This window comes from Bordetella trematum, assembly GCF_900078335.1.
Lineage (GTDB): Bacteria > Pseudomonadota > Gammaproteobacteria > Burkholderiales > Burkholderiaceae_B > Bordetella > Bordetella trematum.
In genome coordinates, this window is record NZ_FKBR01000033.1 from 41,840 (window position 1) to 65,880 (window position 24,041).

Genomic DNA, 24,041 nt, shown 5'->3' on the forward strand with positions numbered 1-24,041 from the left:
CGCTGCGTTATGCTACGGGCACCGCCATCCCCGGCGGCTGCCCTTTTTCCTGCCCGGAGACTCTGATGCCCCGCTCTTTCGTGTCCGCCACGCGCCGTGCGCTGCTTGGCGGCGCCGTGGCCCTGGCTGCCAGCTGTGCGCTGATGGCGCCCGTAGCCGCCCAGACCGACTATCCCTCCAAGCCATTGCGTTTCATCGTGCCGTATCCGCCCGGCGGTCCGCTGGACACCATGGCCCGCCTGCTGGCCGAGAAGGTGCGCGACTCCCTGGGGCAGCCGGTGGTGGTCGAGAACAAGGCGGGAGCAGGCGGCAACATCGGCGCGGATTTCGTTGCCAAGGCTACGCCGGACGGCTACACCCTGGTGATGGGCGCGGTGGCGACGCACGCCATCAACCCTTTCCTGTTCGCCAACCTGCCCTTTGATCCGATCCAGGACTTCGAGCCGGTCACCATTGTGGCCTCGGTGCCCAATGTGCTGGTCATGAACGTTGATTTCGCGCAGCGCCACCGCATCAACAGCCTGGCTGATCTGCTCGACTATGCCAAGAAGCACCCCGGCAGCCTGAATTACGGCTCGGGTGGCAATGGCAGCGCAGGCCACCTGTCGGGCGAACTGCTCAAAGCCCGCGCCGGCATCGATGCCGTCCACGTGCCCTATCAGGGCGCCGCACCGGCTCAGCTTGCCCTGCTGGCAGGCCAGTCCGACTTCATGTTCGACAATCTGGCCGCCGCTGCGCCGCTCATCAAGGACGGCAAGGTCAAGGCGCTGGCGGTGACCACTGCCCAGCGCTCTTCCTTGCTGGCCGATGTGCCGACCGTGCAGGAAGCCGGCGTAAAGGACTTCGACCTGGGCACCTGGTTCGGCGTCTTCACGACCGGTGGCGCGCCGGCTCCGGTGGTCGAGAAACTCAACCAGGCCTATGCGCAGGCGATGCAGCGGCCCGAGGTGCGTGAGCGTCTGCTCATCATGGGCTCGGAGCAGGCGCCCATGTCCACCGAGGCGTTCCGCGACTTCGTCAAAACCGAGAAAGACAAGTACCAGGAAATCGTCAAGGCCTCGGGCGCCAGCCTGAACTGACCCCGCAGGGATCGGCCCGATGTTGCTGTATTCCAGCGTCAGGATGTTGCACATCCTGGCGATCACCACCTGGGTCCTCGGCCTGTTGCTGCTTTCTTCGACCAATGGTTTCGCCAGCGCCAACCGCCAGCCAGGTTCGCTGGCGGGGCTGGTCAGATGGAACCGCCGCCTGGTGTTGCCCGCGATGGTGCTGACCTGGGTGTTCGGCCTGGTGATGGCCAAGATGGTGGGCTGGCTGGGCCAGCCCTGGCTGGACGTCAAGATGGGCCTGGTGGCCGTGCTGACGGTGCTGCAGCTGTGGCAGACCCGTGTACTGGGACGGCTGGCTCGCGACGTCGACTACCGCCCGCCCGGCTGGATGGGTCTGTCGGGGGCGCTGGCCTTCCTGCTGGCCGTCATGGTCATCATGCTGGCGGTGGTCAAACCTTTCTTCTGAGGGCGGCCGGCGTCAGGGTTGCGGGCGGTTCCAGCCGCGCGACAGGGCCACCGCCTGCTGCCAGCGCGCCAGGCGCGCCTGACGTTGCGCCTCGGGCCATTGCGGCTCGAACACCTGCTCGACTTCCCATTGGCTGGCGAATTCGTCCAGCTCGCTCCAGAAACCCACCGCCAGACCGGCCAGACCGGCCGCGCCGCGCGCGGTCGACTCAGCCACACGCGGGCGGACCACCGGCACGCCCAGCAGATCGGCCTGCATCTGCATCAGCAGGTCGTTGCGTGCGGCGCCGCCATCGACGCGCAGCTGCGACAGCGCGATGCCGCTGTCGGCATTCATGCAGGCCAGCAGCTCGGCGCTTTGGAGGGCAATCGATTCCAGGGTGGCGCGGGCAATGTGCGCCCGGGTGGTGCCCCGGGTCATGCCCACCAGGGTGCCACGGGCGTAAGGATCCCAGTAGGGCGCGCCCAGCCCGGCAAAGGCGGGCACCAGGAAGACATCGTCGGTATCGGCCACGCTGGCGGCGAGCGCTTCCACGTCGGCCGAGCGCTGGATGATGCCCAGGCCGTCGCGCAGCCACTGCACGGCTGCGCCGGCCATGAATACGCCGCCTTCCAGCATGTAGGTGGCGCCGGCGCCGGGCAGGGTCCAGCCCATGGTGGCCAGCAGCTGGTTGTGCGAAGGCACCGGAGCGTTGCCGACGTTCATCAGCATGAAGCACCCTGTGCCATAGGTGTTCTTGGCCATGCCGGGCGTGAAGCAGGCCTGCCCGAAGGTGGCGGCCTGCTGGTCGCCGGCCACGCCGGCGATGGGCACCGGCCCGCCCAGGCAGTCGGCGATGCTGTGGCCCACCACGGCGCTGCTGGGAGCGATGCCGGGCAGCACCGAACGCGGGATGTTCAGCAGGGCCAGGATGTCGTCGTTCCAGTCCTGCGTGTGCAGATCGTACATCAGGGTGCGCGAGGCATTGCTGGGGTCGGTGCTGTGTACCGCGCCGCCGGTGAGCTGCCAGACCAGCCAGGTGTCTACCGTGCCGAAGGCCAGTTCGCCGCGTTCGGCAGCCTCGCGCGCGCCGGGGGTGTGCTCCAGCAGCCAGGCCAGCTTGGTCCCGGAGAAGTAGGCGTCCAGCACCAGGCCGGTGCGCTGCTGCAGCCAGTCGGCATGGCCGTCGGCGCGCAATTGTTCGCACAGGGCGGCAGTGCGCCGGTCCTGCCAGACGATGGCGCGCGCCAGCGGCCGGCCTGTGGCGCGCTCCCACAGCAGGGTGGTTTCACGTTGGTTGGTAATGCCGATGGCGGCCAGGTCGGCGGCGTAGATGCCGGCATTGCGCAGCGCCTCGCGTGCGACTTCGAGCTGGCTGTGCCAGATGTCCATGGGGTCGTGCTCGACCCAGCCGGGCTGCGGATAGTACTGATGGAACTCGCGCTGGCCTATGCCGCGCACCGCCCCGCCACGGTCAAAAACGATGGCTCGCGAACTCGTGGTTCCCTGGTCCAGGGCCAGGACATAGTCATTTGTCGTCATTCTGGGCCTTGTTGCGGTTGAGCTGCTCGCCCGCGTCTGGCGCCAGGCGGCGGAAAGACAAAGTGGACAGCGCGCACAGCACACCGATGACGACAAATGCCACGATGACGTCCGGGACTTCGAGGTGGGTGTCGCCCCGGGCCATCATACTCAGGTTCAGGCTGATGGCGGCGGTCCCGACGCCCAGGCTGATGCCTAGTTGCTGGGCCATGGCCGAGAAGCTGCTGGCGCTGCTCATGCGCTCCGGCGGGATGTCGGCATAGGCCAGCGTGTTGACCCCGGTAAATTGCAGGGAACGGAAGAAGCCGCCCACCAGCAGGATCAGGATCATCAGCCAGACGGGTGTCTGCGCGGTGAAAAAGGCGCAACAGGCCACGAATACGCCAGTCAGCACGGCGTTGACGGTCAGTACGCGACGAAATCCGAAGCGTTGGACGATCGGCGTGGCGACGAACTTCATCAGCAGGGCGCCGGCGGCACTGGCGAAAGTGATCAGGCCGGCCGAGAACGGCGACAGCCCGAAACCCACCTGCAGCAGCATGGCCAGCAGAAAGGGCACCGCGCCCACGGCGAAGCGGCACAGATTGCCGCCCAGGGTGGAAATGGCAAAAGTCGGGATACGCAGCAGCGACAGATCCAGGATGGGGTGCGCGGCGCGTCGGGCGTGCCACAGGTAGAACAGGCCGCAAAGCAGGCCGCCGCCCAGCAGCGAGGCCAGCATCAGCGGTTCGAGCAGGCCGTGCCCCAGCGCTTCGAAGCCGCTGACCAGGGCTGCCAGGCAGATGCCGCTCAGGATGAACCCCAGGGTATCCAGGCGGGGGGTGTTCTCCAGGCGGATTTCCTCGATGAAGCGCAGCACCAGGAAAATCCCGATGATCCCGATGGGCACGTTGATCAGGAAGATCCAGTGCCATGACATATAGGTGACCATGAAGCCGCCCAGCGGCGGACCGATGACCGGGCCCATCAGTGCGGGGATGGAAAGAAAGGACATGGCCTTGAGCAGGCCTTCCTTGGGCACCGTGCGCAACAGGATCACCCGTCCGACCGGCACCATCATGGCGCCGGCCATGCCCTGCACGATGCGGGCCAGCACCAGTTGGGAAAGGTTCTGAGACAGGGCGCAGGCGACCGAACTCAAGGAGAACAGTCCGATTGCGATGATGAATACGCGCCGCGCGCCGAAACGGTCTGCGGCCCAGCCACTGACCGGCACGAAGACCGCGACCGCCAGCAGATAGGAGGTGATCGCCACATTCAGGCGCACCGGGGTCGAGCCTAGCGCGGCCGCCATGGCGGGCAGCGCCGTGGCCACGACGGTGGCGTCCAGCATCTGCATGAACAGGGCGCAGCCCACAATGAAGGGGATCATGCGCGCTGCCCGGGCAGCCTTGCGATCAGTGGCGGAAAGGGATGCGGCGGCTGAGGCAGGTTCTGCGGACATGAGGGGGGCGGCAGCTGGGGAGGCCCGCTCGATTGTAACCTCGTCCGAGACCGGCAGCAGCGCGGGCTACAGTACACTATGGGCCATTCCGCCAACCTTCTTGCCTGCTTGCGCCATGGCCAACAATTACGAATCCGAGATCACCAAGTTTCTGAAGGAATACAAGGCCGACCATCCCGGCACCGAGGAGCGTCAGCGCGAAGGCCGCGCCCGCCTCTGGGACAAGGCCCAGGACACCGAACTGCAGGAGGGTTTCCGCGCAGCTCGCGTCCCGCAGAAACCGTACGTCTACCAGGCAGACTGATCCCTGGCAGCGGCGGGTTCGCATGTCGCAGAATGCGATGATTCCTGAGGGCGACCTGGATGCCCTGGTCCAGCCCTCGGTCGACAGCACGCCGGACACCGTGGACAGCGTGGCGTTTGCACGCCTGTACGGCGAGCCGCTGTTCCAGCTTCCGACCGACCTTTATATCCCGCCCGATGCCCTGGAGATCTTTCTCGAGGCCTTCGAAGGGCCGCTGGATCTGCTGCTCTACCTGATCCGAAAACAGAACTTCAATGTGCTGGACATCCCGATGGCGGATGTCACGCGCCAGTATCTCTCCTATGTGGAGCAGATCCGGGTGCACAATCTCGAACTGGCCGCCGAATACCTGCTGATGGCGGCCATGCTGATCGAGATCAAGTCGCGCATGCTGTTGCCGGTCAAAAAGAGCGATACCGGCGAGGAAGCCGAGGACCCACGCGCCGAACTGGTGCGCCGCCTGCTCGAATACGAGCAGATGAAGCTGGCTGCCAAGCAGCTGGACGCGATCCCGCAGCTGGGGCGCGACTTCCAGCGCGCTCAGGGCGTGGCTGAGATCAGCGTCGAGCGCATGATGCCCGACGTCACGGTCGAGGATCTGCGTCTGGCCTGGGCCGATATCATCAAGCGCGCCCGCCTCAACCAGCATCACCACATCACCCGCGAACAGCTTTCCGTGCGTGATCACATGACGCATATCCTGCGGCGTCTGAATGATGTGCGCTTCATGGAGTTCACCGAGCTGTTCCTCGAACGTATTGCCGAGGGCGCGCCGGTGGCCGTGGTGGTGGTGCACTTCATTGCCATGCTGGAGCTGGCGCGCGAATCCCTGCTCGACATTACCCAGGCCGAACCCTACGCGCCGATCTACGTGCGGCTGGCCTATACCAGCGTCACGGCCGAAGCCTGAGGCGCGGCATTCCCGATTGCGGAGAAATTTTCTTGAAAGTCGTCCATACCATCCAGGATCTGCGCGATCACCTGCGCGGCCAGAACCGCATCGCGTTCGTGCCCACCATGGGCAATCTGCACGAGGGCCATCTGGCGCTGATGAAACTGGCGCGCCAGCATGGCGATCCTGTCGTCACCAGCATTTTCGTCAATCGCCTGCAGTTCGGTCCCAACGAAGACTTCGATCGCTACCCGCGCACGCTGCAGGCCGACGTCGAGAAGATGGAGCGCGAGCGCGACGTCTACATGGTGTTCGCGCCCGATGAGCGCGAGATGTACCCCGAGCCGCAAAGCTATCGCGTGCTGCCGCCCGACGACCTCGGCGATATTCTGGAAGGCGAGTTTCGCCCCGGATTCTTCCAGGGTGTGTGCACCGTGGTGCTCAAGCTGCTGTCCTGTGTCCAGCCGCGCGTGGCGGTGTTCGGCAAAAAGGATTACCAGCAACTGATGATCGTGCGCGCCATGTGTCGCCAGTTCCAGCTGCCCATCGAGATCCTGGCGCACGAAACCGTGCGGGCCAGCGATGGCCTGGCGCTGTCCTCGCGCAATCGCTACCTCACGGCCGACGAGCGTGCCGAAGCGCCGCGCCTGTACGCCGAGCTGGGCGAGCTGCGCCAGCGCGTGCTCGATGGGGCGCGCGACGTGATCGCCCTGGAAGGTCAGGCGCGCCAGGCGCTGGCCGATCGTGGCTGGGATGTGGATTACGTTTCGCTGCGCCGCCAGCGCGACCTCAAGGCGCCGCTGGCGGCCGATTTCGACGCCCGGGAGCCGCTGGTGGTGCTGGCTGCCGCCCGTCTTGGGGCGACGCGCCTGATCGACAACCTCGAAATCTGACGCACGCGGCAATGTCGCAAAAGCGGTCTGGCCTCGGAATGATCAGATGGCCGGCCCGCAGCGGGGCTGCGAGACTGGGTTGCAATACTGGATTGCAACTTTGTCGATATGCGCCCCTCTCCCACTCCTCTTGTCTTTCTGCACACCGCCTGCCGGGGCGGCCTCACACCGCGTGAGCGCGAGGTCCTGGATTATCTGGCCCGTGGCCGGGCCAACAAGGTCATCGCCATAGAGCTGGGCATTTCCATGCGTACCGTGGAGGCCCACCGGGCGCGGGTGTTTCGCAAACTGGGCGTGCGCAACGCCCTTGAACTGCTGTGCCATATGTGCCCCCACCGGCTCGCCAGCCTGGCCGAGCCGGCGCCGGGCGAGCCCGGCGCGCCTGCCGCGGGGGCAGGCTGCGATACGCTCAGCGGCTGCAGCGCAGGTCCGGCGAGTCTTTCAGTTCGGCGATCGGATCCAGATCCGGCTGGCGAGTGAGGGTGTAGTTCAGGTTGGGCGTGCGGCCATTGACCGAGCGCACGCGCAGCGTGTTGTTCTGGGGCATCGCCAGGTCGGCGCGCAGATTGCCCTGCCTGTCCAGCAGCAGCACGCGCGGCGGGCGCTCTGGCAGCACGTCCCAGCAGCCTTGTTCGTAAGTGGGGGTGTCCGCCTTGGGGTGGCCGTCCAGGTAGGCGATACGGGCGCGCCATTGGGCATTGGGCGCCAGCGTCAGGGTAATGCGCTGGGCGTCGCAGTTCAGCTCGGGCGTCAGGCAAGGCAGGGTGCCCTGGAAGGTCTGGGCCTGCGGGATCAGGGCCTTGGGACCGGGCGGCGGCGTCGGCGCCGGGTCGGCCACGGTGGCCCCGGCCTCGGGCGGCGCCACGCCTTCGTTGTTGGTGCTGGTGGGGCTGGAGACCGCCGCCGAGCCTCCGGGCTGGCGCGGCTTGAGCGCGATCTGCACCTGCGAGGGCGCATGCAGCACGCTGCGGTGGCCGGCGCCTTGCGCCTGCGATTGGGCATCGGTAAGCGTGCTTTCGCCGGGCGGGTTGTAGTAACCCTCGCTGCGCTGCTGGGCACAGCCGGCCATGAAAAGCGCCGTCACGACCGTGCCGGTCAGCAGGGCGGGGCGAAGGCGGGGGGCAAACACTGGGGCTGGCATGGCGGCGTGTCCGAGTTAGGTTGATCTGTCATGATTTTACGCACGATTACCAGGAACCGGTATCGTGGCGGCGGCGAGGGGTGCCGCAGCCATATGCCGTGTCTGCCTGTCCGTTGATCCCGGAGCGTTTTGCACCATGCTGCCTGCCGCTATTCCCCTCGTTGCGCTGGCTTTGCTGGCCGGCTTTTCGCTGGGCGGGTTGTTGGCGCTCTGGAGTCATTGCGTGCCCGCGGTGCTGCGGCGACGCTGGCGCGGGCAGGAAGCGGCGCGGGTGGCGCCGGCAGCGCGCCCGGCGGGTTGGCCGCGCGCCTGCCCGGGCATCGGGTGGCGGCTGACGTCGCGACGGCTGCGCCGCCGGGCCGGCTGGACTACGCCCTGGCCCGAACTGTTGCTCGCGGCGCTGTTCGGCGGTTGCCTGTGGCGCTACGGGATGGGCTGGCTGGCCTGGGCTGCCATGGCGTATTGCCTGGCGCTGGCCCTGATGGCCTGGATAGACTGGCGCAGCTATCTGTTGCCGGACATGCTGACCCTGCCGCTGATGTGGGCTGGCCTGCTGGTCAATCTGGGTGGTGCATTTGCGCCGCCTATCCATGCCCTGGCGGGGCTTGTGGTGGGTTATGGTTTTCTGTGGCTGTTTTTCCAGGCCTTTCGACGCATCACGGGTCGCGAGGGCATGGGTCAGGGCGACTTCAAGCTGATGGCCGCGCTGGGCGCCTGGCTGGGCGTGGAGATGCTGTTGCCGGTCCTGTTGCTGTCCAGCCTGCTCGGGGTGGCGGTGGGGGTGTGGGATCGCGTGCGCCGCGGCCACGACAGGCCGCAGCCGTTTGCACCCTGTCTTGCCCTGGCCGGTGTGTGCGTATTGTGGTGGCGGCCTGACGGGCTGGCATGGTTTTGATGAGGCAAGCATGTTGAAAATAGGTTTGACCGGCGGTATCGGCTCGGGCAAGACCTGGGTGGCCGACAGGTTGGCGGAGTGGGGCGCGTCGGTCATCGACACGGACGCCATTGCGCATGCGCTGACCCAGCCCGGGGGGCTGGCGATGCCCGCCATCGCAGAGGCATTCGGCGCGCAGGCCTTGCGTGCCGATGGCGCCATGGATCGCGACTGGATGCGCGCGCATGTCTTTCTCGAACCGGCCGCGCGCACGCGTCTCGAAGGCATTCTGCATCCCCTGATCGGCGAGCAGACGCGCCTGGCGGTGGCCGGCGCGCAGGGGTGCTATCTGGTGTTCGTCGTGCCCTTGCTGGTAGAGTCGGGGCGTTGGCGCAAGCAGGTCGATCGCATCTGCGTCGTCGATTGCGACCCGGAAACCCAGGTCGCCCGCGTGCAGCAACGCAGCGGGCTGACGGAGGCCGTCATCAGGCGTATCATGGCAGCACAGGCCGCGCGAGCGACCCGTCTGGCAGCCGCCGATGATGTCATCGTCAACGATGGCAACACCACGACGGATACCCTGCTGGCGCGGACCCGACATCTGCATACGCGTTATCTGTCCATGGCTAGCGGACAGGGACGGCCGCAGGAACCGGCGGCCGGCCATTCTTGACCACAACCCCGGCCTGCCGGCCGATCTCAGACGGGCTTGTTGCCAGCGTGACTCTTTACGAATATCCCTTCAACGAACGTATCCGGGCCTATCTGCGGCTGGAGTATCTCTTTGACCGCCTGGTGTTTTTCTCCGGCGCAGGAGACCACCGCCTGCATCAGGTGGCGATGACGACGTTGTTCGATATTCTGGACATTTGCGAGCGCACCGACATGAAAGGCGCGGTGCTTCAGGATCTTGAGCGCCAGCGTCTGGCGCTTGGCGGATTGCGCGATCATCCCGGTGTGGCCCAGGACGCCCTCGAGTCCATGCTCCAGGAACTGGAGCGCGTGTTTGCGGCCTTGTCGGTCGTCGGCAAGACGGGGCAGGTGCTGCGCGAGAACGAATGGCTCGGCAGCCTGCGGGGTCGCTTCAGCGTGCCGGGCGGCGCCACCCAGATGGACATGCCTTCCTATCACGCCTGGCAGAACCGCCCCGAAGCCCAGCGGCTGGCAGATCTGAGAAGCTGGATCCAGCCTTTTCAGGCGCTGCAGGATGGCCTGACGCTGGTGCTGCGCCTGTTGCGCGGCGCCGGTCATCGCACCGAGGCCTTGGCCGAGGCCGGCGCCTACCAGCAGATGCTGGGCGGCAAGGTCTATCAGCTGTTGCGCGTCTGGGTTGACCCGGAACCCGGCTGTTTTCCCGAGATCAGCGCCAACAAGTACATGGTGTGGATTCGTTTCTCCGCACAGAGCGGCGAACTCAAGCCGCAGCAGATCTGCCGCAATGTCGGGTTCGAGATGGCCTTGTGTGCGGCCTGAGGCGGCTGGCCGGCGCGCCCCGCACGGGGCAATAGCAGCGTTCCAAATATAGGGACGCATTAAAACGCTTCATACCTGTTGCGCTCCATTTCAGAAGCCGGCAAGAACCCTGCCGCAAGGAAGCGGTCTGAGGGAGAATAGCTGCTCCCTGTCCCTTCTTTCTCCACGGGCTTTCGTGGTTGCGCCCCATGTCTGAATCGTCGTCCGTTCAAGCGCCTGTGCGTCGTCGCCGGCTGTTGCTCATCCTGGTGCTGCTTGCCGTGCTCGCCGGCATCGCCTGGATCGTCTTCAAGCCCGCCCAGCCTGCGGCAGGAGCGCGTGGACCGCGCGGGCCGGGCGGGCCGGCCTCCCTGATGAACATGGCCATCCCGGTCAAGGTCGAGGCCGCGCGCAGCCAGGATATCGAGATCGTGTTGCGCGCCCTGGGCACGGTCACGGCCTACAACACGGTGGTGGTACGCAGCCAGGTCAGCGGTGAGCTGGTCAAGGTGGCCTTCACCGAGGGGCAGACCGTCAAGGCGGGCGACCTGTTGGCCCAGGTCGATCCGCGTCCTTACGAGGTGGCGCTGGCGCAGGCCCTCGGGCAGCAGCAGCAGAATCTGGCGCAACTGGAGAATGCGCGGCGCGACCTCAAGCGCTACCAGACCCTGCTCAAGCAGGATTCGATCGCGCGCCAGCAACTGGACACGCAGGCCGCACTGGTGCGCCAGTACGAAGGGCTGGTCAAGAGTGATCAGGCGGCGGTGGACAGCGCCCGCCTGAACCTGACTTATTCGAATATCACGGCGCCGATCAGCGGACGCTTGGGGCTGAGGCTGGTGGATCAGGGCAACCTGGTCTCCAGCGGCGACGCCAACGGGCTGGTGGTGATTACCCAGACCGAACCGATCGCGGTGGTGTTTTCCTTGCCGGAGACCCAGCTGCCACAGGTGCTGGCGCAATTGCGCGCCGGTCGCCAGCCGGTGGTGCAGGCCTATGACCGCAGCGACACCGAGCTGGTGGCCAGCGGCGTGCTGGAAACCGTAGACAACCAGATCGATGTGGCCACGGGCACCGTGAAACTCAAGGCACGCTTCGAGAATGCCGACCAGGCGCTTTTCCCCAACCAGTTCGTGAATGTGCATCTGCTGGTGGAAACGCGTCCCGATGTCACCGCCATACCAGTCGCGGCCGTGCAGCAAGGGTCCATCGGGAGCTATGTCTTTCTGGTGCAGGCCGACGATACCGTCGAGGTGCGGCCGGTGGAGCTGGGCGCCATCAATGGCGCCTGGGTCGCGGTCAACAAGGGCCTGCAGGCCGGCGACCGTGTGGTGGTCGAGGGCACGGATCGCCTGCGCGCCGGCACCAAGGTGCAGGTGAGCCGCCCGGCCGCGGATGCGCCGCCCGCCACCGCGGCGCAGGCTGCTGGCGAGCCGGGCAGCCTGCGCCCTGCCTCCACCCGGTAAGGCGCCGTGAATCTGTCGCGCCTTTTCATCCTGAGGCCGATCGCCACCGTGCTGTCGATGGTGGCCATCCTGATCGCCGGCCTGATCGCCGGCCTGATCGCCTACCGGCTGTTGCCGGTCTCGGCGCTGCCCGAAGTGGACTATCCCACCATCCAGGTGGTGACGCTGTATCCGGGCGCCAGTCCCGATGTCATGACGTCGCTGGTCACCTCGCCGCTGGAGCGTCAGTTCGGCCAGATGCCGGGGCTCAAGCAGATGTCGTCCATCAGTTCCGGCGGGGCTTCGGTCATCACCCTGCAGTTCGGGCTGGACCTGCCGCTGGATGTGGGCGAGCAGCAGGTGCAGGCGGCCATCAATGCGGCCTCCAATTTGCTGCCCAATGATCTGCCGGTGCCGCCGGTCTACAACAAGGTCAATCCGGCCGATGCCGCCGTGCTGACCCTGGCCATCACCTCGCCCACAGTGCCGTTGCCCAAGGTGCGGGATCTGGTCGATACCCGGATGGCGCAGAAGCTCTCCCAGGTGCCGGGCGTGGGCTTGGTGAGCGTGGCTGGCGGGCAGCGCCCTGCGGTGCGCGTGCAGGTCAACCCGCAGGCGCTGGCCGCAGCCGGAATGAGCCTGTCGGAATTGCGCAGCGCCGTGGTGGGCGCCAACGTCAACCAACCCAAGGGCAATCTGGACGGCCCCTTGCGTTCGACCACCATCGATGCGAACGACCAACTCAAGACGCCGACCGACTACAACAGCCTGATCCTCGCCTACAAGAACGGTGCGCCCCTGCGCCTGTCGGATGTGGCGCAGGCGGTCGAGGCAGCCGAAGACGTCCGCCAGGCGGCCTGGGTGGGCGGCGAGCCGGCGATCCTGCTGAACGTACAGCGACAGCCGGGCGCCAACGTCATCGACGTGGTCGACCGCATCCGCGCCATGCTGCCGCAATTGCGCAGCGCCCTGCCGGCTACCCTCGACCTGCAGATCGTGGCGGACCGCACCCAGACCATCCGCGACTCGGTACGCGATGTGCAGCACGAGATGCTGATGGCCATTGGCCTGGTGGTGCTGGTGACCTTTGTGTTCCTGCGCAGCGCCACCGCGACCTTCATCCCCAGCGTGGTGGTGCCACTGTCGCTGATCGGCACCTTCGGGGTGATGTATCTGGCCGGCTTCAGCATCAACAACCTGACGCTCATGGCGCTGACCATCGCCACCGGTTTCGTGGTCGACGACGCCATCGTCATGATCGAGAATATCGCGCGGCATATCGAGCAGGGCGAGTCGCCCATGCGCGCCTCGCTCAAGGGGGCGGCCGAGATCGGCTTCACGCTGGTGTCGCTGACGCTGTCGCTGATCGCGGTGCTGATCCCGCTGCTGTTCATGCAGGACGTGGTGGGACGGCTGTTTCGCGAGTTCGCCGTCACGCTGGCGGTGGCGATCCTGATTTCGCTGGCCATTTCGCTGACGCTCACGCCCATGATGTGCGCCCGCCTGCTCAAGCGCGAGGATGAGCGGGTCGAGGGCCGTTTCCATCGCTGGAGCGGGGCGCAGATCGACCGGTTGATCGCCGGCTACGATCGCCTGCTCAAGGTGGTGCTGCGCCACCAGCCCCTCACGTTGGTGGTGGCCGTTGCCACGCTGGCCCTGACGGTGTTGCTGTACATCCTGGTGCCCAAGGGCTTCTTTCCGCAGCAGGACACTGGCTTGCTGCAGGGCATTACCGAGGCGCCGCAGAGCATTTCGTTTGTCGCCATGTCGCAGCGCCAGCGCGAAGTGGCCGCCAAGGTGGCCGAGGACCCGGATGTGGCGGCCGTGTCGTCGTTCATCGGGGTCGATGGCAGCAACGCCACCCTGAATACCGGCCGCATGCAGATCGCCCTCAAGCCGCAGGCCGAGCGCAGCAGCGCCATGCCTGACGTCATGCGGCGCCTGCAGCAGAGCGTGGCGCAGATGCACAACGGCATGACGCTGTACGTTCAGCCGGTGCAGGATCTCACCATCGAAGACCGGGTGGCGCGTACGCAGTACCAGATGACGTTGTCCAATCCGGATCTGGCCGAGCTGAGCGCCTGGGCGCCGAAGCTGGTGCAGCGCTTGCGGCAGATCCCGCTGCTGGCCGACGTGAGCCATGACCTGCAGGATCAGGGGCTGCGCACCTGGGTCGAGATCGACCGCGATGCGGCCTCCCGGCTGGGCATCACGGCGGCGACCATCGACGAAGTGCTTTACGACGCCTTCGGCCAGCGCCTGATCTCCACCATCTTCACTCAGTCGAACCAGTATCGCGTGGTGCTGGAGGTCTTGCCCCAGTTCCGCCGCGATGCCAGCGCCCTGGGCCAGATCCATGTGCCGACCGCCAATGGCGGGCAGGTGCCGCTGTCGTCCGTGGCCCGTATTACCGAAGGCCACACGGTGCTGGCGATCGCACGTCTGGACCAGTTTCCGATGGTGACGGTGTCGTTCAACCTGGCGCCTGGGGCATCGCTGTCGGAGGCGGTGCAGGCCATTGCCGCCGCCGAGCACGAGATCGGCATGCCTGCCGCCATCGATACGCGCTTTCAGGGCGCGGCGCTGGCGTTCGAGGGCTCCATGTCCAGCACGCTCTGGCTGATCCTGGCGGCCATCGTGACCATGTATATCGTGCTGGGTGTGCTCTACGAGAGTTTCATCCATCCGGTGACCATCCTGTCCACGCTGCCCTCTGCGGGGGTGGGCGCGCTGCTGGCGCTGCTGTTGACAGGCACCGACCTGGACATGATCGGCATCATCGGCATCATCCTGCTGATCGGCATCGTCAAGAAGAACGCCATCATGATGATCGACTTTGCCCTGGAGGCCGAACGCAAGCAGGGCATGTCGCCGCAGGCCGCGATCCACCAGGCCGCGCTGCTGCGCTTTCGGCCCATCCTGATGACCACGCTGGCTGCGCTTTTCGGGGCCTTGCCCCTGATGCTCTCCTCCGGAACGGGCGCCGAGCTGCGCCAGCCGCTGGGGCTGGTGATGGTGGGCGGGCTGTTGCTCAGCCAGGTGCTGACCCTGTTCACGACGCCGGTGATCTATCTGATGTTCGACCGACTGGCGCACCGCCGCAAAGATCCGTTGTCCGCCAGGGCCTCTGCATGAATCTGTCGGCCCCCTTCATCCTGCGTCCGGTCGCCACGACCTTGCTGGCGCTGGCAGTCGTGCTGGTGGGCCTGCTGGCATATCGCTTCCTGCCCGTGGCGCCGTTGCCGCAGGTGGATATCCCGACCATTTCGGTCTCGGCCAGTCTGCCGGGCGCGAGCCCGGAAACCATGGCTTCCAGCGTGGCCACGCCGCTGGAGCGTTCGCTGGGCAGCATTGCCGGCGTAACCGAGATGACGTCGCGCAGTTCGCAAGGCTCGACCCGGATCACGCTGCAATTCGACCTCTCACGCGATATTGACGGGGCGGCGCGCGATGTGCAGGCCGCCATCAACGCGGCACGCTCGCTGCTGCCCACCGGCTTGCGCAGCAACCCTACCTATCACAAGGCCAACCCGTCGGCAGCCCCCATCCTGACGCTGGCCATGACGTCCAGCACGCTATCCCAGGGCCAGCTCTACGACCTGGCGTCCACCATCGTCGCGCAGAAGCTGGCCCAGGTCGACGGTGTGGGCGAGGTGACCGTCGGAGGCAGTTCGCTGCCGGCAGTGCGCGTGACCCTGAATCCGGGCGCGCTGTCCAACCGGGGCGTGTCGCTGGATCAGGTGCGCCAGACCCTGTCCAGCGCCAATGCGCTGCGCCCCAAGGGTCTGCTCGAGAACGACCAGCATCATTGGCAGATCCTGGCCAGCGACCAGCTCAGCCGGGCCGAACAATACCGGCCGCTGATCGTCGCCTGGGTCGATGGTGCGCCGGTGCGCCTGTCGGATGTGGCCACGGTCGAAGACTCGGTCGAAGACCTGTTCCAGACCGGGTTCTACAACGACAGCAAGGCCATTCTGCTGATCGTGCGGCGCCAGGCCGACGCCAACATCATCGAGACGGTGGATGCCGTGCGCGCGCAGCTGCCGCAACTGGCGGCCTTCCTGCCCGGCGACGTCGATCTGGCCGTGGCTCAGGATCGCAGCCCCAGCATCCGCGCCTCGCTGCACGAGGCCGAGCTGACGCTGGTGATCGCGGTCGGCCTGGTGGTGATGGTGGTGCTGATGTTCCTGCGTCGCTGGCGGGCGGCCTTCATCCCTTCGGTGGCGGTGCCGGTTTCGCTCATCGGTACCTTCACCCTCATGTATTTCTGCGGCTACACGCTCAACACCATGTCGCTCATGGCGCTGATCGTGGCCACCGGCTTCGTGGTCGATGATGCCATCGTGGTGCTGGAGAACATCATGCGCCACGTCGAGCGGGGCGTCCCGCCGCTGCGTGCGGCGCTGCGCGGCGCGCGCGAGGTGGGCTTCACGGTGCTCTCCATGAGCCTGTCGCTGGTGGCGGTGTTCATTCCCATCCTGCTGATGGGCGGCGTGGTGGGGCGGCTCTTCAGTGAATTCGCCGTGACCCTGTCGGCCGCCATCCTGGTGTCGCTGGTGGTTTCGCTGACGCTTACACCGATGATGTGCGCCCACATGCTGCGCCCCGAGCCGCCGGCGTCGCCGCGCAGCCTGGGCGGCTGGTTTGCGCGTCGCCTGGACGGCATGCACCGGGGGTATGCCACCTCTTTGCGGTGGGCGCTGCGCCATGGCCGCCTGATGATGCTGCTGCTGGCCGGCACCATCGCCCTGAACGTCTATCTGTACGGGGCGGTGCCCAAGGGTTTCATGCCGCAGCAAGACACAGGCCAGTTGCTGGGATTTTTCAGGGTCGACCAGGGAACGTCGTTTCAGGGCACGGTGCCCAAGCTGGAGTATTTCCGCAAGATCATGCTGGCCGATCCCGCCGTCCAGAGCGTGACTGCCTACGCGGGCGGGCGCGGCGGCAGCAACAGCAGCTTCATGATGATCCAGCTCAAACCGCTGGCCGAGCGTGGCGTGAGCGCCGATGCCGTCATCAACCGCTTGCGCGGACGGCTGCAGCGCGAACCGGGCGCGCAGCTGTTTCTGGTCTCGCAGCAGGACATCCGCATCGGCGGGCGGCAGAGTTCGGGCTCTTATGACTACACCCTGATGAGCGGCGATCTGTCCTTGTTGCGCGCCTGGATGCCCAAGGTGCAGCGCGCCATGGCCGAACTGCCGGAGATCACCGACGTCGACCTGGACAGCGAAGACAAGGGCCGTCAGATCAAACTGGTGATCGACCGGGATGCGGCCACCCGCTTGGGCATCGACATGGCCTCCATCGCCGCCGTGCTCAACAACTCCTACAGTCAGCGCCAGGTCTCGGTGATGTACGGGCCGCTCAACCAGTATCACGTGGTGATGGGCGTGGATCCCAAGTTTGCCGAGGATGCCGAGTCGCTCAAGCAGCTGCACGTGGTGGCGGCCGATGGCAGCCGGGTGCCGCTGGCCGCCTTTGCGCGTCTGGAGGTCGGCAATACCCCGCTGAGCGTGAATCACCAGGGCCTGTTCGTGGCCGACACCATTTCCTTCTCGACCGCGCCCGGCGTATCGCTGGAGCAGGCGATCCAGGCCATTGACCGCGCCGTGGCAGCCATCGGGCTGCCCTCCGACCAGATTCAGGCGGGCTTCCAGGGCACGGCTGCCGAGCTGCAGAAAACCCTCAACCGCCAGCCATGGCTGATTCTGGCGGCCTTGGTGGCGATGTATATCGTGCTGGGCATTCTCTACGAAAGCCTGGTGCATCCCCTGACCATTCTGTCGACCCTGCCTTCGGCCGGGGTGGGCGCGCTGCTGGCGCTGATGGCGCTGGATACCGAATTCACCCTGATCGCCCTGATCGGTGTGTTCCTGTTGATCGGCATTGTCAAAAAGAATGCCATCATGATGGTGGATTTTGCCCTGGCCGCCGAGCGCAGCCAGGCGATGGCGCCGCAAGAGGCCATCTATCAGGCCTGCCTGACGCGTTTCCGCCCCATCATGATGACCACGCTGGCGGCGATCTTCGGTGCCTTGCCTCTGGTGCTGGCCACGGGCGCCGGCGTCGAGATGCGTCGCCCGCTGGGCATCACCATCGTCGGCGGGCTGATCGTCAGCCAGGTGTTGACGCTGTACACCACCCCGGTGGTCTATCTTTATCTGGATCGATTCCGTCACTGGGCTCGCCGCCGCTGGCGCGTCGCCTCTGCTACCCATGATGCCTAAGTCTTTTCCTTCCTCCTTCCTGAGTCTGGCCGTCACGCTGGTGTTGGCTGGCTGCGCCGTCGGCCCCGACTATCAGCGCCCCGAGATCGATATCGGGACCGCCTTCAAGGAGGGGCAGGCCGTCGAGGGCTGGAAGCCGGCCCGACCGGCCGACATGGCGGCGCGCGGCCAGTGGTGGCGCATCTATGGCGACAGTGTGCTGGATGAGCTGATGCAGCGCCTGAACGAGGCCAACCAGACCATCGCCCAGGCCGAGGCCAATTACCGTCAGGCGCAGGCCCTGGTGGGCGTGGCGCGCGCCGGTTTCATGCCGACCGTGGGCAGCAACGCCGGCGTGACCCGTTCGGGTGGCGGATCGTCGTCGGGGTCGGGGAGCAGCACGCGGCAGTACTCGCTGACCGGCAATGTCAGTTGGGAGGCCGATCTATGGGGGCGGGTGCGCCGTGAGGTAGAAGCCAGCCGTGCCGACGAGGCCGCCGGCGCTGCCGATCTGGCCGCCACGCGTCTCTCGGCCCAGGCTTCTCTGGCCCAGAATTATTTCCAGCTGCGGGTGCTGGATGAACAGAAGCGCCTGCTGGAGGCGACGGTCAAGGCCTACGAGCGTTCTCTGCAGCTGACCCGCAACCGTTACGAGGTTGGGGTGGTCGGCAAGGCAGACGTCGCCGTCGCCCAGACCCAGCTGGAGAGTACGCGCGCCCAGCTGGTGGACCTGGCCTGGCAGCGCGGCCAGTACGAGCATGCCATCGCCGTGCTGGTGGGGTCGGCGCCGTCGCAGTTCGACCTGCCGGCCACGGCGTTCAGCCAGCAGGTTCCGGCGATCCCGGTCGGCCTGCCTTCGACCTTGCTGGAGCGCCGTCCCGATGTGGCGGCGGCTGAGCGGCGCGCCGCTTCCGCCAATGCGCAGATCGGGGTGGCCCAGGCGGCCTGGTTTCCGGATCTGACGTTGTCGGCCTCTGGCGGGTTTCGCCACGGTCAGTTCGCGGAATGGTTGACCGCGCCGGCGCGCTTCTGGTCGCTGGGCCCGGCTCTGGCCCTGACGATCTTCGACGGTGGCGCGCGCGAGGCGCGGGTGGCCTCGGCGCGGGCCGGCTACGACGCACAGGCGGCGGCCTACCGGCAATCGGTGCTGACCGCCCTGCGGGAGGTCGAAGACTATCTGGTGCAGTTGCGAGTGCTCGAACAGGAGCAGGACGTGCAACGCCTGGCGCTAGAGTCGGCGCGTGAGTCCTTGCGGCTGACGCGCAACCAGTACGAAGCGGGCCTGGTCGATTACCTCAGTGTATCGGTGGTCGAAACCACCGCGCTGAACAACGAGCGCAGCGCCATCAGCCTGATGGGCAACCGCCTGATCGCCAGCGTGCAGCTGATCGCGGCGCTCGGCGGCGGCTGGGAGGGGCTGGCGGCGTCGGCGGCCGAGCCGCCTGCACTACCCGGACCTCAGGGATAGACCACACTGTATTGCACGTAGCTCAGGACCTTGCCAGCGTTAAGGGCGTTGTCCGATATGCGCACATAACGCGCCAGATAGCGCAAGGTGGCCTCTTTGGTGGTCGCCCCGCTGGTGGTCACCAGTGCGACCGATTTGACGTTCTGGGTGGCCAGGGGCTCGCCCAGCCGGATGGTGCTGCCGTCCAGATTGGCCAGCTGGATCTGCACGCTCTGGAACACCATGGCGGAGGCGCGGTCCGGGATGCTGCCAGCGGCTTCGCTGGGAGCGGCTTCCTTGTAGGCGATCAGGTTTCCGGTGCCGTAGTCGGTGGTCGAGCCGGGTTCGAAGTAGAGCTTGAGCTGGCCCGCCAGTGCGGACGGACAGTCAGTTACGCGGATGGTAAAGACGGTTGCGCCGGCAGTGTCGCCGTTGTTGCGCAGCGCCGAGGTGCCGATCCGGGGCAGTGTCACCATGATGTTGTGCGGCGGCAGGTTGCCGTCGATCTTACAGGTCTGGTCGGTGATCTCGCCGGTGATGGTGATGGTGCCGTCCACGGCCAGCGCCGGCGCAGCGCAGAACAGGGCCAGAAGACACAGCGGAGCAGGTAAGCGTAACGATTTCATGGATGACGGCCGGAGCCGATAGCAGGACAAGGAATAGTTAACCGATTCCCTGTGCAGCTTGTTTCCGAGATTTCTGTCGCACGCCGGACTCCCGGTCCTGCAGGATCAGGGATACTGGATGCTGTATTGCACATAGGCCACGATGCGGCCCGCGCTCACCGCGGCGGACTCGGTCTTGATGTAGCGCGCCAGATAACGCAAGGTGGCGGTCTTCTTGCCATCCGTGGCCGCCGTCAGCGGCACACCCTGAGCGCCGCTGTCCGTGTTGCCGATGCGGATCGTGCTGCCATCGGCGTTGGCCAGCTGGATCTGCACATTGCTGGCCTTGCCCTTGCTGGAGACGTCGGGAAGTTTGTTCTGGATGGTCGCCGCGCTATCGCCGTTGGTATAGGCATGAAGGTTTCCGGTCGTCAGATCGACCGTGGCGCTGGGCTCGAAATAGGCTTTGACGTTGCCGCTGAGCGCTTCCGGACACTCGGTCAGCTTGATCTCGAACATCGTGGCGCCAGCCACATCGCCCTTGTTTTTGAGGGCCGTGGTGGAAATCTTGGGCAGGTTGACCAGCATATCGGACGGTGGGGCCATGTTGTTGATCTTGCAGGTCTGCTCGGTGATCTCGCCGTCGATGGTGATGGTGCCATCGACGGCCAGCGCCGGGGCGAGAGGGGCGAGGGCCAGGCTGAGACAGGCCAGCCGGATGGGCCAGCCGTCAGGGGACAGGGAGAGTCGCGGCGTTTTCATTTCGCCATCATTACCCGTTCGGGCTTCGGACGGGGCTGATCCATGCGTGAATAAGGTGAACCCCAGTATCGGGTTCAGGGGTAGACGATGCTGTAATTCACATAGGTGACCAGCCTGCCGGCGCCAACGCTGCCATCGCCGCTTTTGATGTAGCGCGCCAGGTAGCGCAACGTGGCCGCCTGGCTGGCCAGCGTGGCGCCTTGGGCCTTGCTGTCAGACGCGCCGATCTTGATGGGCGTGCCGTCGGTATTGGCGAGCTGGATTTCCACGTTGCTGGTCTTGGTCTGGCTGGCCTGGTTCTCGGGGATGGCGCTGGCCTTGGTCATGGCTGCGCTGGTGCTGTTGACGTAGGCATAGAGATTGCCGCTGTCGTAGTCGGTGGTCGGGCCTGGCTCGAAGTGCGCCTTCACTTCGCCGGTGAGAGAGCTCGGGCATTCGGTCAGCTTGATGAGAAAGACAGTGGCTCCCGCCACGTCGCCCTTGTCCTTGAGGGCCGTGGCGGCGATCTTGGGCAGGGTGACCAGGATGTGGGCGGGAGGATCCGCGCCATTGATCTTGCAGGTCTGGTCGATGATCTCGCCGTTGATGGTGATGGTGCCGTCCACGGCCAGGGCAGCGGTGCCGAGCTTGACGCATTCAAGAGGTTTACGCATTCAGTGCTTCAATGGCTGCTTCAATTGCGGATTGCGCCAGGGCAGGGGGGGCCTCGTGCCCCGGGCGTCAGATAAGTGATTATTTAGCGCGCCATGCACAGAAATGTCCGTCTAGGGTGTGGTTCTTTTCCTTGCTTGGCTCCCGTTAGGCGCTGCCGCGGAAAACGCCGCTGCAGAGAAGCAGACCTGCGGGCGATCTGGATTTGTGCCGTCTGTTATCAGTTGGCCATGCCGGGCGTGCCATCCTTGCCGTGTCCCGCAGGCCTCAGGGGTAGACGATGGAGTACTGCACGTAGGTCACGAGCTTGCCCGGGGTGATGGCGCTTTCGCCGCTCTTGATGTACTGGGCCAGATAGCGCAACGTGGCCGTTTTCTTGCTGTCGCTGCCATTTTGCAAGGTGACGCCCTTGGCCTTGCTGTCGGGTGCGCCGATATTGATGGCGCTGCCATCGGTGTTGGCGAGCTGGATTTCCACGTTTTCGGCCTTCATGGCGGTTGCGCGGTCGTTCGGGATACTGCTCTCGGCCGTCGTCTTGACGGTGGTTTCCTTGTAGGCGTACAGATTGCCGGTGGCGTAGTCGGTGGTGACGCCTGGCTCGAAATGCGCCTTGACCTCGCCGGTCAGGGATGCGGGGCATTCGGTCAGGGTCAGCACAAATAGCGTGGCGCCCGCGACGTCGCCTTTCTTGGGCAGTGCGCTGGTGGAGATCTTGGGCAGGTTGACGATGAAATCGACCGGCGCGTTCTTGCCATTGATCTTGCAGGTCGAATCGATGATTTCGCCGTTGATGGTGATGGTGCCGTCCACGGCGAGGGCGGATGAGAAGGGGGCCAGGGCCAGGCTCAGGCAGGCCAGCCGTACCGGCCAGCCGGGGGCGGAGGTTGGGGGTTGCTGCGTTTTCATGTTGGCATCATTACCCTGGCCGGCTTCGGAAGATGCCGATTCCGAAGCCGGATATCTGCACCGGTCGTGGCGTTCAGGGATAGACGATGCTGTACTGCACATAGGTCACGAGTTTGCCCGTCGTGACCGTCCCATCGCCGCTTTTGATGTAGCGAGCCAGATAGCGCAGGGTGGCTTTTTTCTTGCTGTCTGCGGCGACCAGCGTGGCGCCTTTGGCCTTGCTGGCATCGTCGCCCACCTTGATGGCCGTGCCATCGGTGTTGGCCAGCTGAATCTCCACATTGCTGGCCTTGGTTGCCGAGCTGCGGCTGGGGATGGCGGTTCCCGTTGTGCTGCTGCTGGTCGTGTCGATACTGGCGCTATAGGTATAGGCGTACAAATCGCCGCTGCTGTAGTCGGTGGTGATGCCTGGCTCGAAATACGCCTTGACGGTGCCTGACAGGGATTCGGGGCAGTCCGTCAGTTCCAGTGTGAACAGGGTCGCGCCGGCCGTGTCGCCCTTGTTTTTCAGGGCTGTGGTGGAAATCTTGGGTAAGTTGACGATGACATTCTTAGGGGGTGCATTGCCATTGATCTTGCAGGTGGTCTCGGTGATCTCGCCATTGATGGTGATGGTGCCGTCGACCGCATGCGCGGTGGGCAGGTTCGCCGATAGCAAGAGCATCAGGGCCAGGCGGGTTGGATGCAGATAACGTGCCATGGTGTTCCACGCAGTAAGGGGCCAAGGTTGAATCATTAACTGTCATGGCTGGTTTTCCGCGTGGGAGATGGGCGAGATTGCTGCTGACGCCGTCTGTAGTCTGGCGGGGGTTTATGGGTAGGCGATGCTGTACGCTACATAGGTGATGAGCTTGCCGGGGGAAATGTCGCCGCTGCCGCTTTTGTAGTAGCGCGCCAGGTAATGCAAGGTGGCGGTATTTCTGGCGGCATCACCGCTGCCGCTGGAGCTGAACACGACGCCGGTGGCCATGTTGGTGGGGGCGCCGATCTTGATCGGCTTGCCATCGGTGTTGGCCAGCTGGATTTCCACGTTGGTGGCCTTGGTGGCGCCCGTGCGGCTGGGAATGCCGGTCAGTGGTGTCGAGGAGGAGGTACTGGTATCAACGGCAATCGGGGTGTAGGCATACAAGGCGCCGCTGTCGTAGTCGGTCGTGATGCCCGGTTCAAAATAGGCTTTGACCTCGCCAGTCAGTGTCGTGGGGCAGTCCGTCAGCTTGAGGGTGAAGGCGGTGGCGCCGGCGCTGTCGCCAGTGTTTTTCAGGGCGCTGGTGGATATTTTCGGCAAGTTGACGATGACGTCAGAAGGAGGAGTCTTGCCGTTGATCTTGCAGGTGGAGTCGGTGATTTCACCGTTGATGGTGATGGTGCCGTCGACCGCGTGGGCGGCGGGGACGCTGCTCAGCAGCAGGGTCAGCAGGCCCAGGCGGGCAGTGCGCAAGGAGGGAGCCATGGCTTGTCATGGATTTGTTCGTCGGGCTTGAATCATTACCTGTTGAACACCCGTCCCGGCGCATTTATCACGTAAGAGATGGCCGATCTTGCCGCTGCCGCCATCTGCTCGTTGGCCGTGTTCAGGGGTAGACGATGCTGTACGTCACATAGGTGACGAGCTTGCCGGCGGTGATGGTTGCCGTGCCACTTTTGTAATAGCGCGCCAGATAGTTCAGCGTGGCGCTTTTCTTCGTGTCCGTACCCGTCCCTGCCACCAAGGTGCTGCCTTTGGCGGAGTTGGTGGCCGCCCCGATCTTGATGGCCGTGCCGTCGGTGTTGGCCAACTGGATCTCGACGTCCGCCGCCTTGGTGGCACTGCCGCGACTCGGGATGCTGCCCAGCGGTGAGTCGGCCGTGCTGGTATCGGTGCCCGTGACCGGCGTATAGGCATACAAGGCTCCACTGTCGTAGTCGGTCGTGACGCCCGGCTCGAAATAGGCTTTGACCTCGCCAGTGAGGCTGGCAGGGCATTCGGTAAGCCGGATGGAAAAC

At 65.4% G+C, this 24,041-nt stretch carries 23 protein-coding genes; 13 read left to right on the forward strand and 10 right to left on the reverse strand.

The genetic code is table 11. The features are described from left to right. The first annotated feature begins 65 nt into the window (after nucleotides 1–65). Together A7V84_RS13280 and A7V84_RS13285 are read left to right on the forward strand one after the other, a co-directional pair. Nucleotides 66–1,079, forward strand: coding sequence for a Bug family tripartite tricarboxylate transporter substrate binding protein (locus A7V84_RS13280; RefSeq protein WP_025515415.1), 1,014 nt, complete (start codon nucleotides 66–68; stop codon nucleotides 1,077–1,079). 19 nt (nucleotides 1,080–1,098) lie between these two features. Beyond that, nucleotides 1,099–1,515, forward strand: coding sequence for a CopD family protein (locus A7V84_RS13285; protein WP_063491596.1), 417 nt, complete (start codon nucleotides 1,099–1,101; stop codon nucleotides 1,513–1,515). A gap of 12 nt (nucleotides 1,516–1,527) precedes the next feature. Here the strand turns inward: A7V84_RS13285 and glpK are convergent, their stop codons facing one another. Both glpK and A7V84_RS13295 read right to left on the reverse strand, forming a co-directional pair. After that, a complete protein-coding gene (glpK, locus tag A7V84_RS13290; protein WP_063491595.1) occupies nucleotides 1,528–3,036 on the reverse strand; it encodes a glycerol kinase GlpK in 1,509 nt (502 codons plus the stop codon). After that, nucleotides 3,023–4,480, reverse strand: coding sequence for a DHA2 family efflux MFS transporter permease subunit (locus A7V84_RS13295; RefSeq protein ID WP_025515419.1), 1,458 nt, complete (start codon nucleotides 4,478–4,480; stop codon nucleotides 3,023–3,025). The genes glpK and A7V84_RS13295 overlap by 14 nt, the downstream gene beginning before the upstream one ends. Nucleotides 4,481–4,595: 115 nt before the next feature. Here A7V84_RS13295 and A7V84_RS13300 point away from each other — a divergent pair, with 115 nt between their 5' ends. The 4 genes from A7V84_RS13300 (at nucleotide 4,596) to A7V84_RS20780 (ending at nucleotide 7,049) form a co-directional block, all read left to right on the forward strand. Beyond that, nucleotides 4,596–4,784, forward strand: a complete 189-nt coding sequence (locus A7V84_RS13300) for a DUF3460 family protein (RefSeq protein WP_025515420.1) — start codon at nucleotides 4,596–4,598, stop codon at nucleotides 4,782–4,784. Nucleotides 4,785–4,806: 22 nt separating this feature from the next. Next, nucleotides 4,807–5,694: a segregation and condensation protein A gene (locus tag A7V84_RS13305; protein WP_025515421.1), complete on the forward strand. Its 888-nt coding sequence runs from the start codon at nucleotides 4,807–4,809 to the stop codon at nucleotides 5,692–5,694. A 32-nt stretch (nucleotides 5,695–5,726) separates the two neighbouring features. Then, on the forward strand, nucleotides 5,727–6,569 hold the full coding sequence (panC, locus tag A7V84_RS13310) for a pantoate--beta-alanine ligase (protein ID WP_025515422.1): 843 nt from the start codon (nucleotides 5,727–5,729) through the stop codon (nucleotides 6,567–6,569). A gap of 108 nt (nucleotides 6,570–6,677) precedes the next feature. Then, complete coding sequence (locus tag A7V84_RS20780) at nucleotides 6,678–7,049, forward strand: response regulator transcription factor (protein ID WP_165720825.1); 372 nt, start codon at nucleotides 6,678–6,680, stop codon at nucleotides 7,047–7,049. On the opposite strand, the gene A7V84_RS13320 is transcribed toward A7V84_RS20780, so the two are convergent. Then, nucleotides 6,979–7,710 (reverse strand): copper resistance protein NlpE N-terminal domain-containing protein, encoded by a 732-nt coding sequence (locus A7V84_RS13320; protein WP_025515425.1) that lies wholly within the window; start codon nucleotides 7,708–7,710, stop codon nucleotides 6,979–6,981. The two genes, A7V84_RS20780 and A7V84_RS13320, sit on opposite strands and share 71 nt — an antisense overlap. 136 nt (nucleotides 7,711–7,846) lie before the next feature. On the opposite strand from A7V84_RS13320, the gene A7V84_RS13325 reads away from it, so the two are divergent. From A7V84_RS13325 to A7V84_RS13355, 7 genes are all read left to right on the forward strand, one after another. Continuing rightward, on the forward strand, nucleotides 7,847–8,605 hold the full coding sequence (locus tag A7V84_RS13325) for a prepilin peptidase (protein ID WP_033534965.1): 759 nt from the start codon (nucleotides 7,847–7,849) through the stop codon (nucleotides 8,603–8,605). Between the two features lie 10 nt (nucleotides 8,606–8,615). After that, entirely contained in the window at nucleotides 8,616–9,257 is a 642-nt protein-coding gene (gene coaE, locus A7V84_RS13330; protein ID WP_063491594.1) for a dephospho-CoA kinase, read from the forward strand. Between the two features lie 47 nt (nucleotides 9,258–9,304). Then, nucleotides 9,305–10,057, forward strand: a complete 753-nt coding sequence (gene zapD, locus A7V84_RS13335; protein ID WP_025515431.1) for a cell division protein ZapD — start codon at nucleotides 9,305–9,307, stop codon at nucleotides 10,055–10,057. A gap of 188 nt (nucleotides 10,058–10,245) precedes the next feature. Continuing rightward, nucleotides 10,246–11,502 (forward strand): MdtA/MuxA family multidrug efflux RND transporter periplasmic adaptor subunit, encoded by a 1,257-nt coding sequence (locus A7V84_RS13340; protein ID WP_063491593.1) that lies wholly within the window; start codon nucleotides 10,246–10,248, stop codon nucleotides 11,500–11,502. 6 nt (nucleotides 11,503–11,508) lie between these two features. Then, complete coding sequence (locus A7V84_RS13345) at nucleotides 11,509–14,616, forward strand: MdtB/MuxB family multidrug efflux RND transporter permease subunit (protein WP_063491592.1); 3,108 nt, start codon at nucleotides 11,509–11,511, stop codon at nucleotides 14,614–14,616. Then, on the forward strand, nucleotides 14,613–17,708 hold the full coding sequence (locus A7V84_RS13350; RefSeq protein WP_033534969.1) for a multidrug efflux RND transporter permease subunit: 3,096 nt from the start codon (nucleotides 14,613–14,615) through the stop codon (nucleotides 17,706–17,708). The genes A7V84_RS13345 and A7V84_RS13350 overlap by 4 nt, the downstream gene beginning before the upstream one ends. Next, on the forward strand, nucleotides 17,701–19,155 hold the full coding sequence (locus A7V84_RS13355) for an efflux transporter outer membrane subunit (protein ID WP_038854820.1): 1,455 nt from the start codon (nucleotides 17,701–17,703) through the stop codon (nucleotides 19,153–19,155). Before A7V84_RS13350 ends, A7V84_RS13355 begins: the two co-directional genes overlap by 8 nt. Here A7V84_RS13355 and A7V84_RS13360 read toward each other — a convergent pair. From A7V84_RS13360 to A7V84_RS21685, 7 genes are all read right to left on the reverse strand, one after another. Next, nucleotides 19,146–19,760, reverse strand: a complete 615-nt coding sequence (locus A7V84_RS13360) for a fimbrial protein (RefSeq protein ID WP_127070904.1) — start codon at nucleotides 19,758–19,760, stop codon at nucleotides 19,146–19,148. The genes A7V84_RS13355 and A7V84_RS13360 overlap by 10 nt on opposite strands. Before the next feature lie 105 nt (nucleotides 19,761–19,865). Next, on the reverse strand, nucleotides 19,866–20,501 hold the full coding sequence (locus A7V84_RS13365) for a fimbrial protein (protein WP_081695046.1): 636 nt from the start codon (nucleotides 20,499–20,501) through the stop codon (nucleotides 19,866–19,868). 74 nt (nucleotides 20,502–20,575) lie between these two features. Next, nucleotides 20,576–21,154, reverse strand: a complete 579-nt coding sequence (locus tag A7V84_RS13370) for a fimbrial protein (RefSeq protein ID WP_063491591.1) — start codon at nucleotides 21,152–21,154, stop codon at nucleotides 20,576–20,578. 265 nt (nucleotides 21,155–21,419) lie between these two features. Beyond that, the gene (locus tag A7V84_RS13375) at nucleotides 21,420–22,058 is read right to left on the reverse strand and encodes a fimbrial protein (protein WP_081976962.1); all 639 of its coding nucleotides are present in this window, start codon (nucleotides 22,056–22,058) and stop codon (nucleotides 21,420–21,422) included. Between the two features lie 73 nt (nucleotides 22,059–22,131). Next, nucleotides 22,132–22,758, reverse strand: a complete 627-nt coding sequence (locus A7V84_RS13380; protein WP_127070902.1) for a fimbrial protein — start codon at nucleotides 22,756–22,758, stop codon at nucleotides 22,132–22,134. Nucleotides 22,759–22,869: 111 nt separating this feature from the next. Next, nucleotides 22,870–23,508: a fimbrial protein gene (locus tag A7V84_RS13385; RefSeq protein WP_051348249.1), complete on the reverse strand. Its 639-nt coding sequence runs from the start codon at nucleotides 23,506–23,508 to the stop codon at nucleotides 22,870–22,872. Nucleotides 23,509–23,629: 121 nt separating this feature from the next. Further along, nucleotides 23,630–24,041, reverse strand: a 412-nt coding sequence (locus A7V84_RS21685; RefSeq protein ID WP_459562053.1) for a fimbrial protein, incomplete at its 5' end; no start/stop codon positions are given.

Coding starts and splice junctions, on each gene's coding strand:
- A7V84_RS13280 (WP_025515415.1), top strand. CDS start 66: ATGCCCCGCTCTTTCGTGTCCGCCACGCGCCGTGCGCTGCTTGGCGGC.
- A7V84_RS13285 (WP_063491596.1), top strand. CDS start 1,099: ATGTTGCTGTATTCCAGCGTCAGGATGTTGCACATCCTGGCGATCACC.
- glpK (WP_063491595.1), bottom strand. CDS start 3,036: ATGACGACAAATGACTATGTCCTGGCCCTGGACCAGGGAACCACGAGT.
- A7V84_RS13295 (WP_025515419.1), bottom strand. CDS start 4,480: ATGTCCGCAGAACCTGCCTCAGCCGCCGCATCCCTTTCCGCCACTGAT.
- A7V84_RS13300 (WP_025515420.1), top strand. CDS start 4,596: ATGGCCAACAATTACGAATCCGAGATCACCAAGTTTCTGAAGGAATAC.
- A7V84_RS13305 (WP_025515421.1), top strand. CDS start 4,807: ATGTCGCAGAATGCGATGATTCCTGAGGGCGACCTGGATGCCCTGGTC.
- A7V84_RS20780 (WP_165720825.1), top strand. CDS start 6,678: ATGCGCCCCTCTCCCACTCCTCTTGTCTTTCTGCACACCGCCTGCCGG.
- A7V84_RS13320 (WP_025515425.1), bottom strand. CDS start 7,710: ATGCCAGCCCCAGTGTTTGCCCCCCGCCTTCGCCCCGCCCTGCTGACC.
- A7V84_RS13325 (WP_033534965.1), top strand. CDS start 7,847: ATGCTGCCTGCCGCTATTCCCCTCGTTGCGCTGGCTTTGCTGGCCGGC.
- coaE (WP_063491594.1), top strand. CDS start 8,616: ATGTTGAAAATAGGTTTGACCGGCGGTATCGGCTCGGGCAAGACCTGG.
- A7V84_RS13340 (WP_063491593.1), top strand. CDS start 10,246: ATGTCTGAATCGTCGTCCGTTCAAGCGCCTGTGCGTCGTCGCCGGCTG.
- A7V84_RS13350 (WP_033534969.1), top strand. CDS start 14,613: ATGAATCTGTCGGCCCCCTTCATCCTGCGTCCGGTCGCCACGACCTTG.
- A7V84_RS13355 (WP_038854820.1), top strand. CDS start 17,701: ATGCCTAAGTCTTTTCCTTCCTCCTTCCTGAGTCTGGCCGTCACGCTG.
- A7V84_RS13360 (WP_127070904.1), bottom strand. CDS start 19,760: ATGAAATCGTTACGCTTACCTGCTCCGCTGTGTCTTCTGGCCCTGTTC.
- A7V84_RS13365 (WP_081695046.1), bottom strand. CDS start 20,501: ATGAAAACGCCGCGACTCTCCCTGTCCCCTGACGGCTGGCCCATCCGG.
- A7V84_RS13370 (WP_063491591.1), bottom strand. CDS start 21,154: ATGCGTAAACCTCTTGAATGCGTCAAGCTCGGCACCGCTGCCCTGGCC.
- A7V84_RS13375 (WP_081976962.1), bottom strand. CDS start 22,058: ATGAAAACGCAGCAACCCCCAACCTCCGCCCCCGGCTGGCCGGTACGG.
- A7V84_RS13380 (WP_127070902.1), bottom strand. CDS start 22,758: ATGGCACGTTATCTGCATCCAACCCGCCTGGCCCTGATGCTCTTGCTA.
- A7V84_RS13385 (WP_051348249.1), bottom strand. CDS start 23,508: ATGGCTCCCTCCTTGCGCACTGCCCGCCTGGGCCTGCTGACCCTGCTG.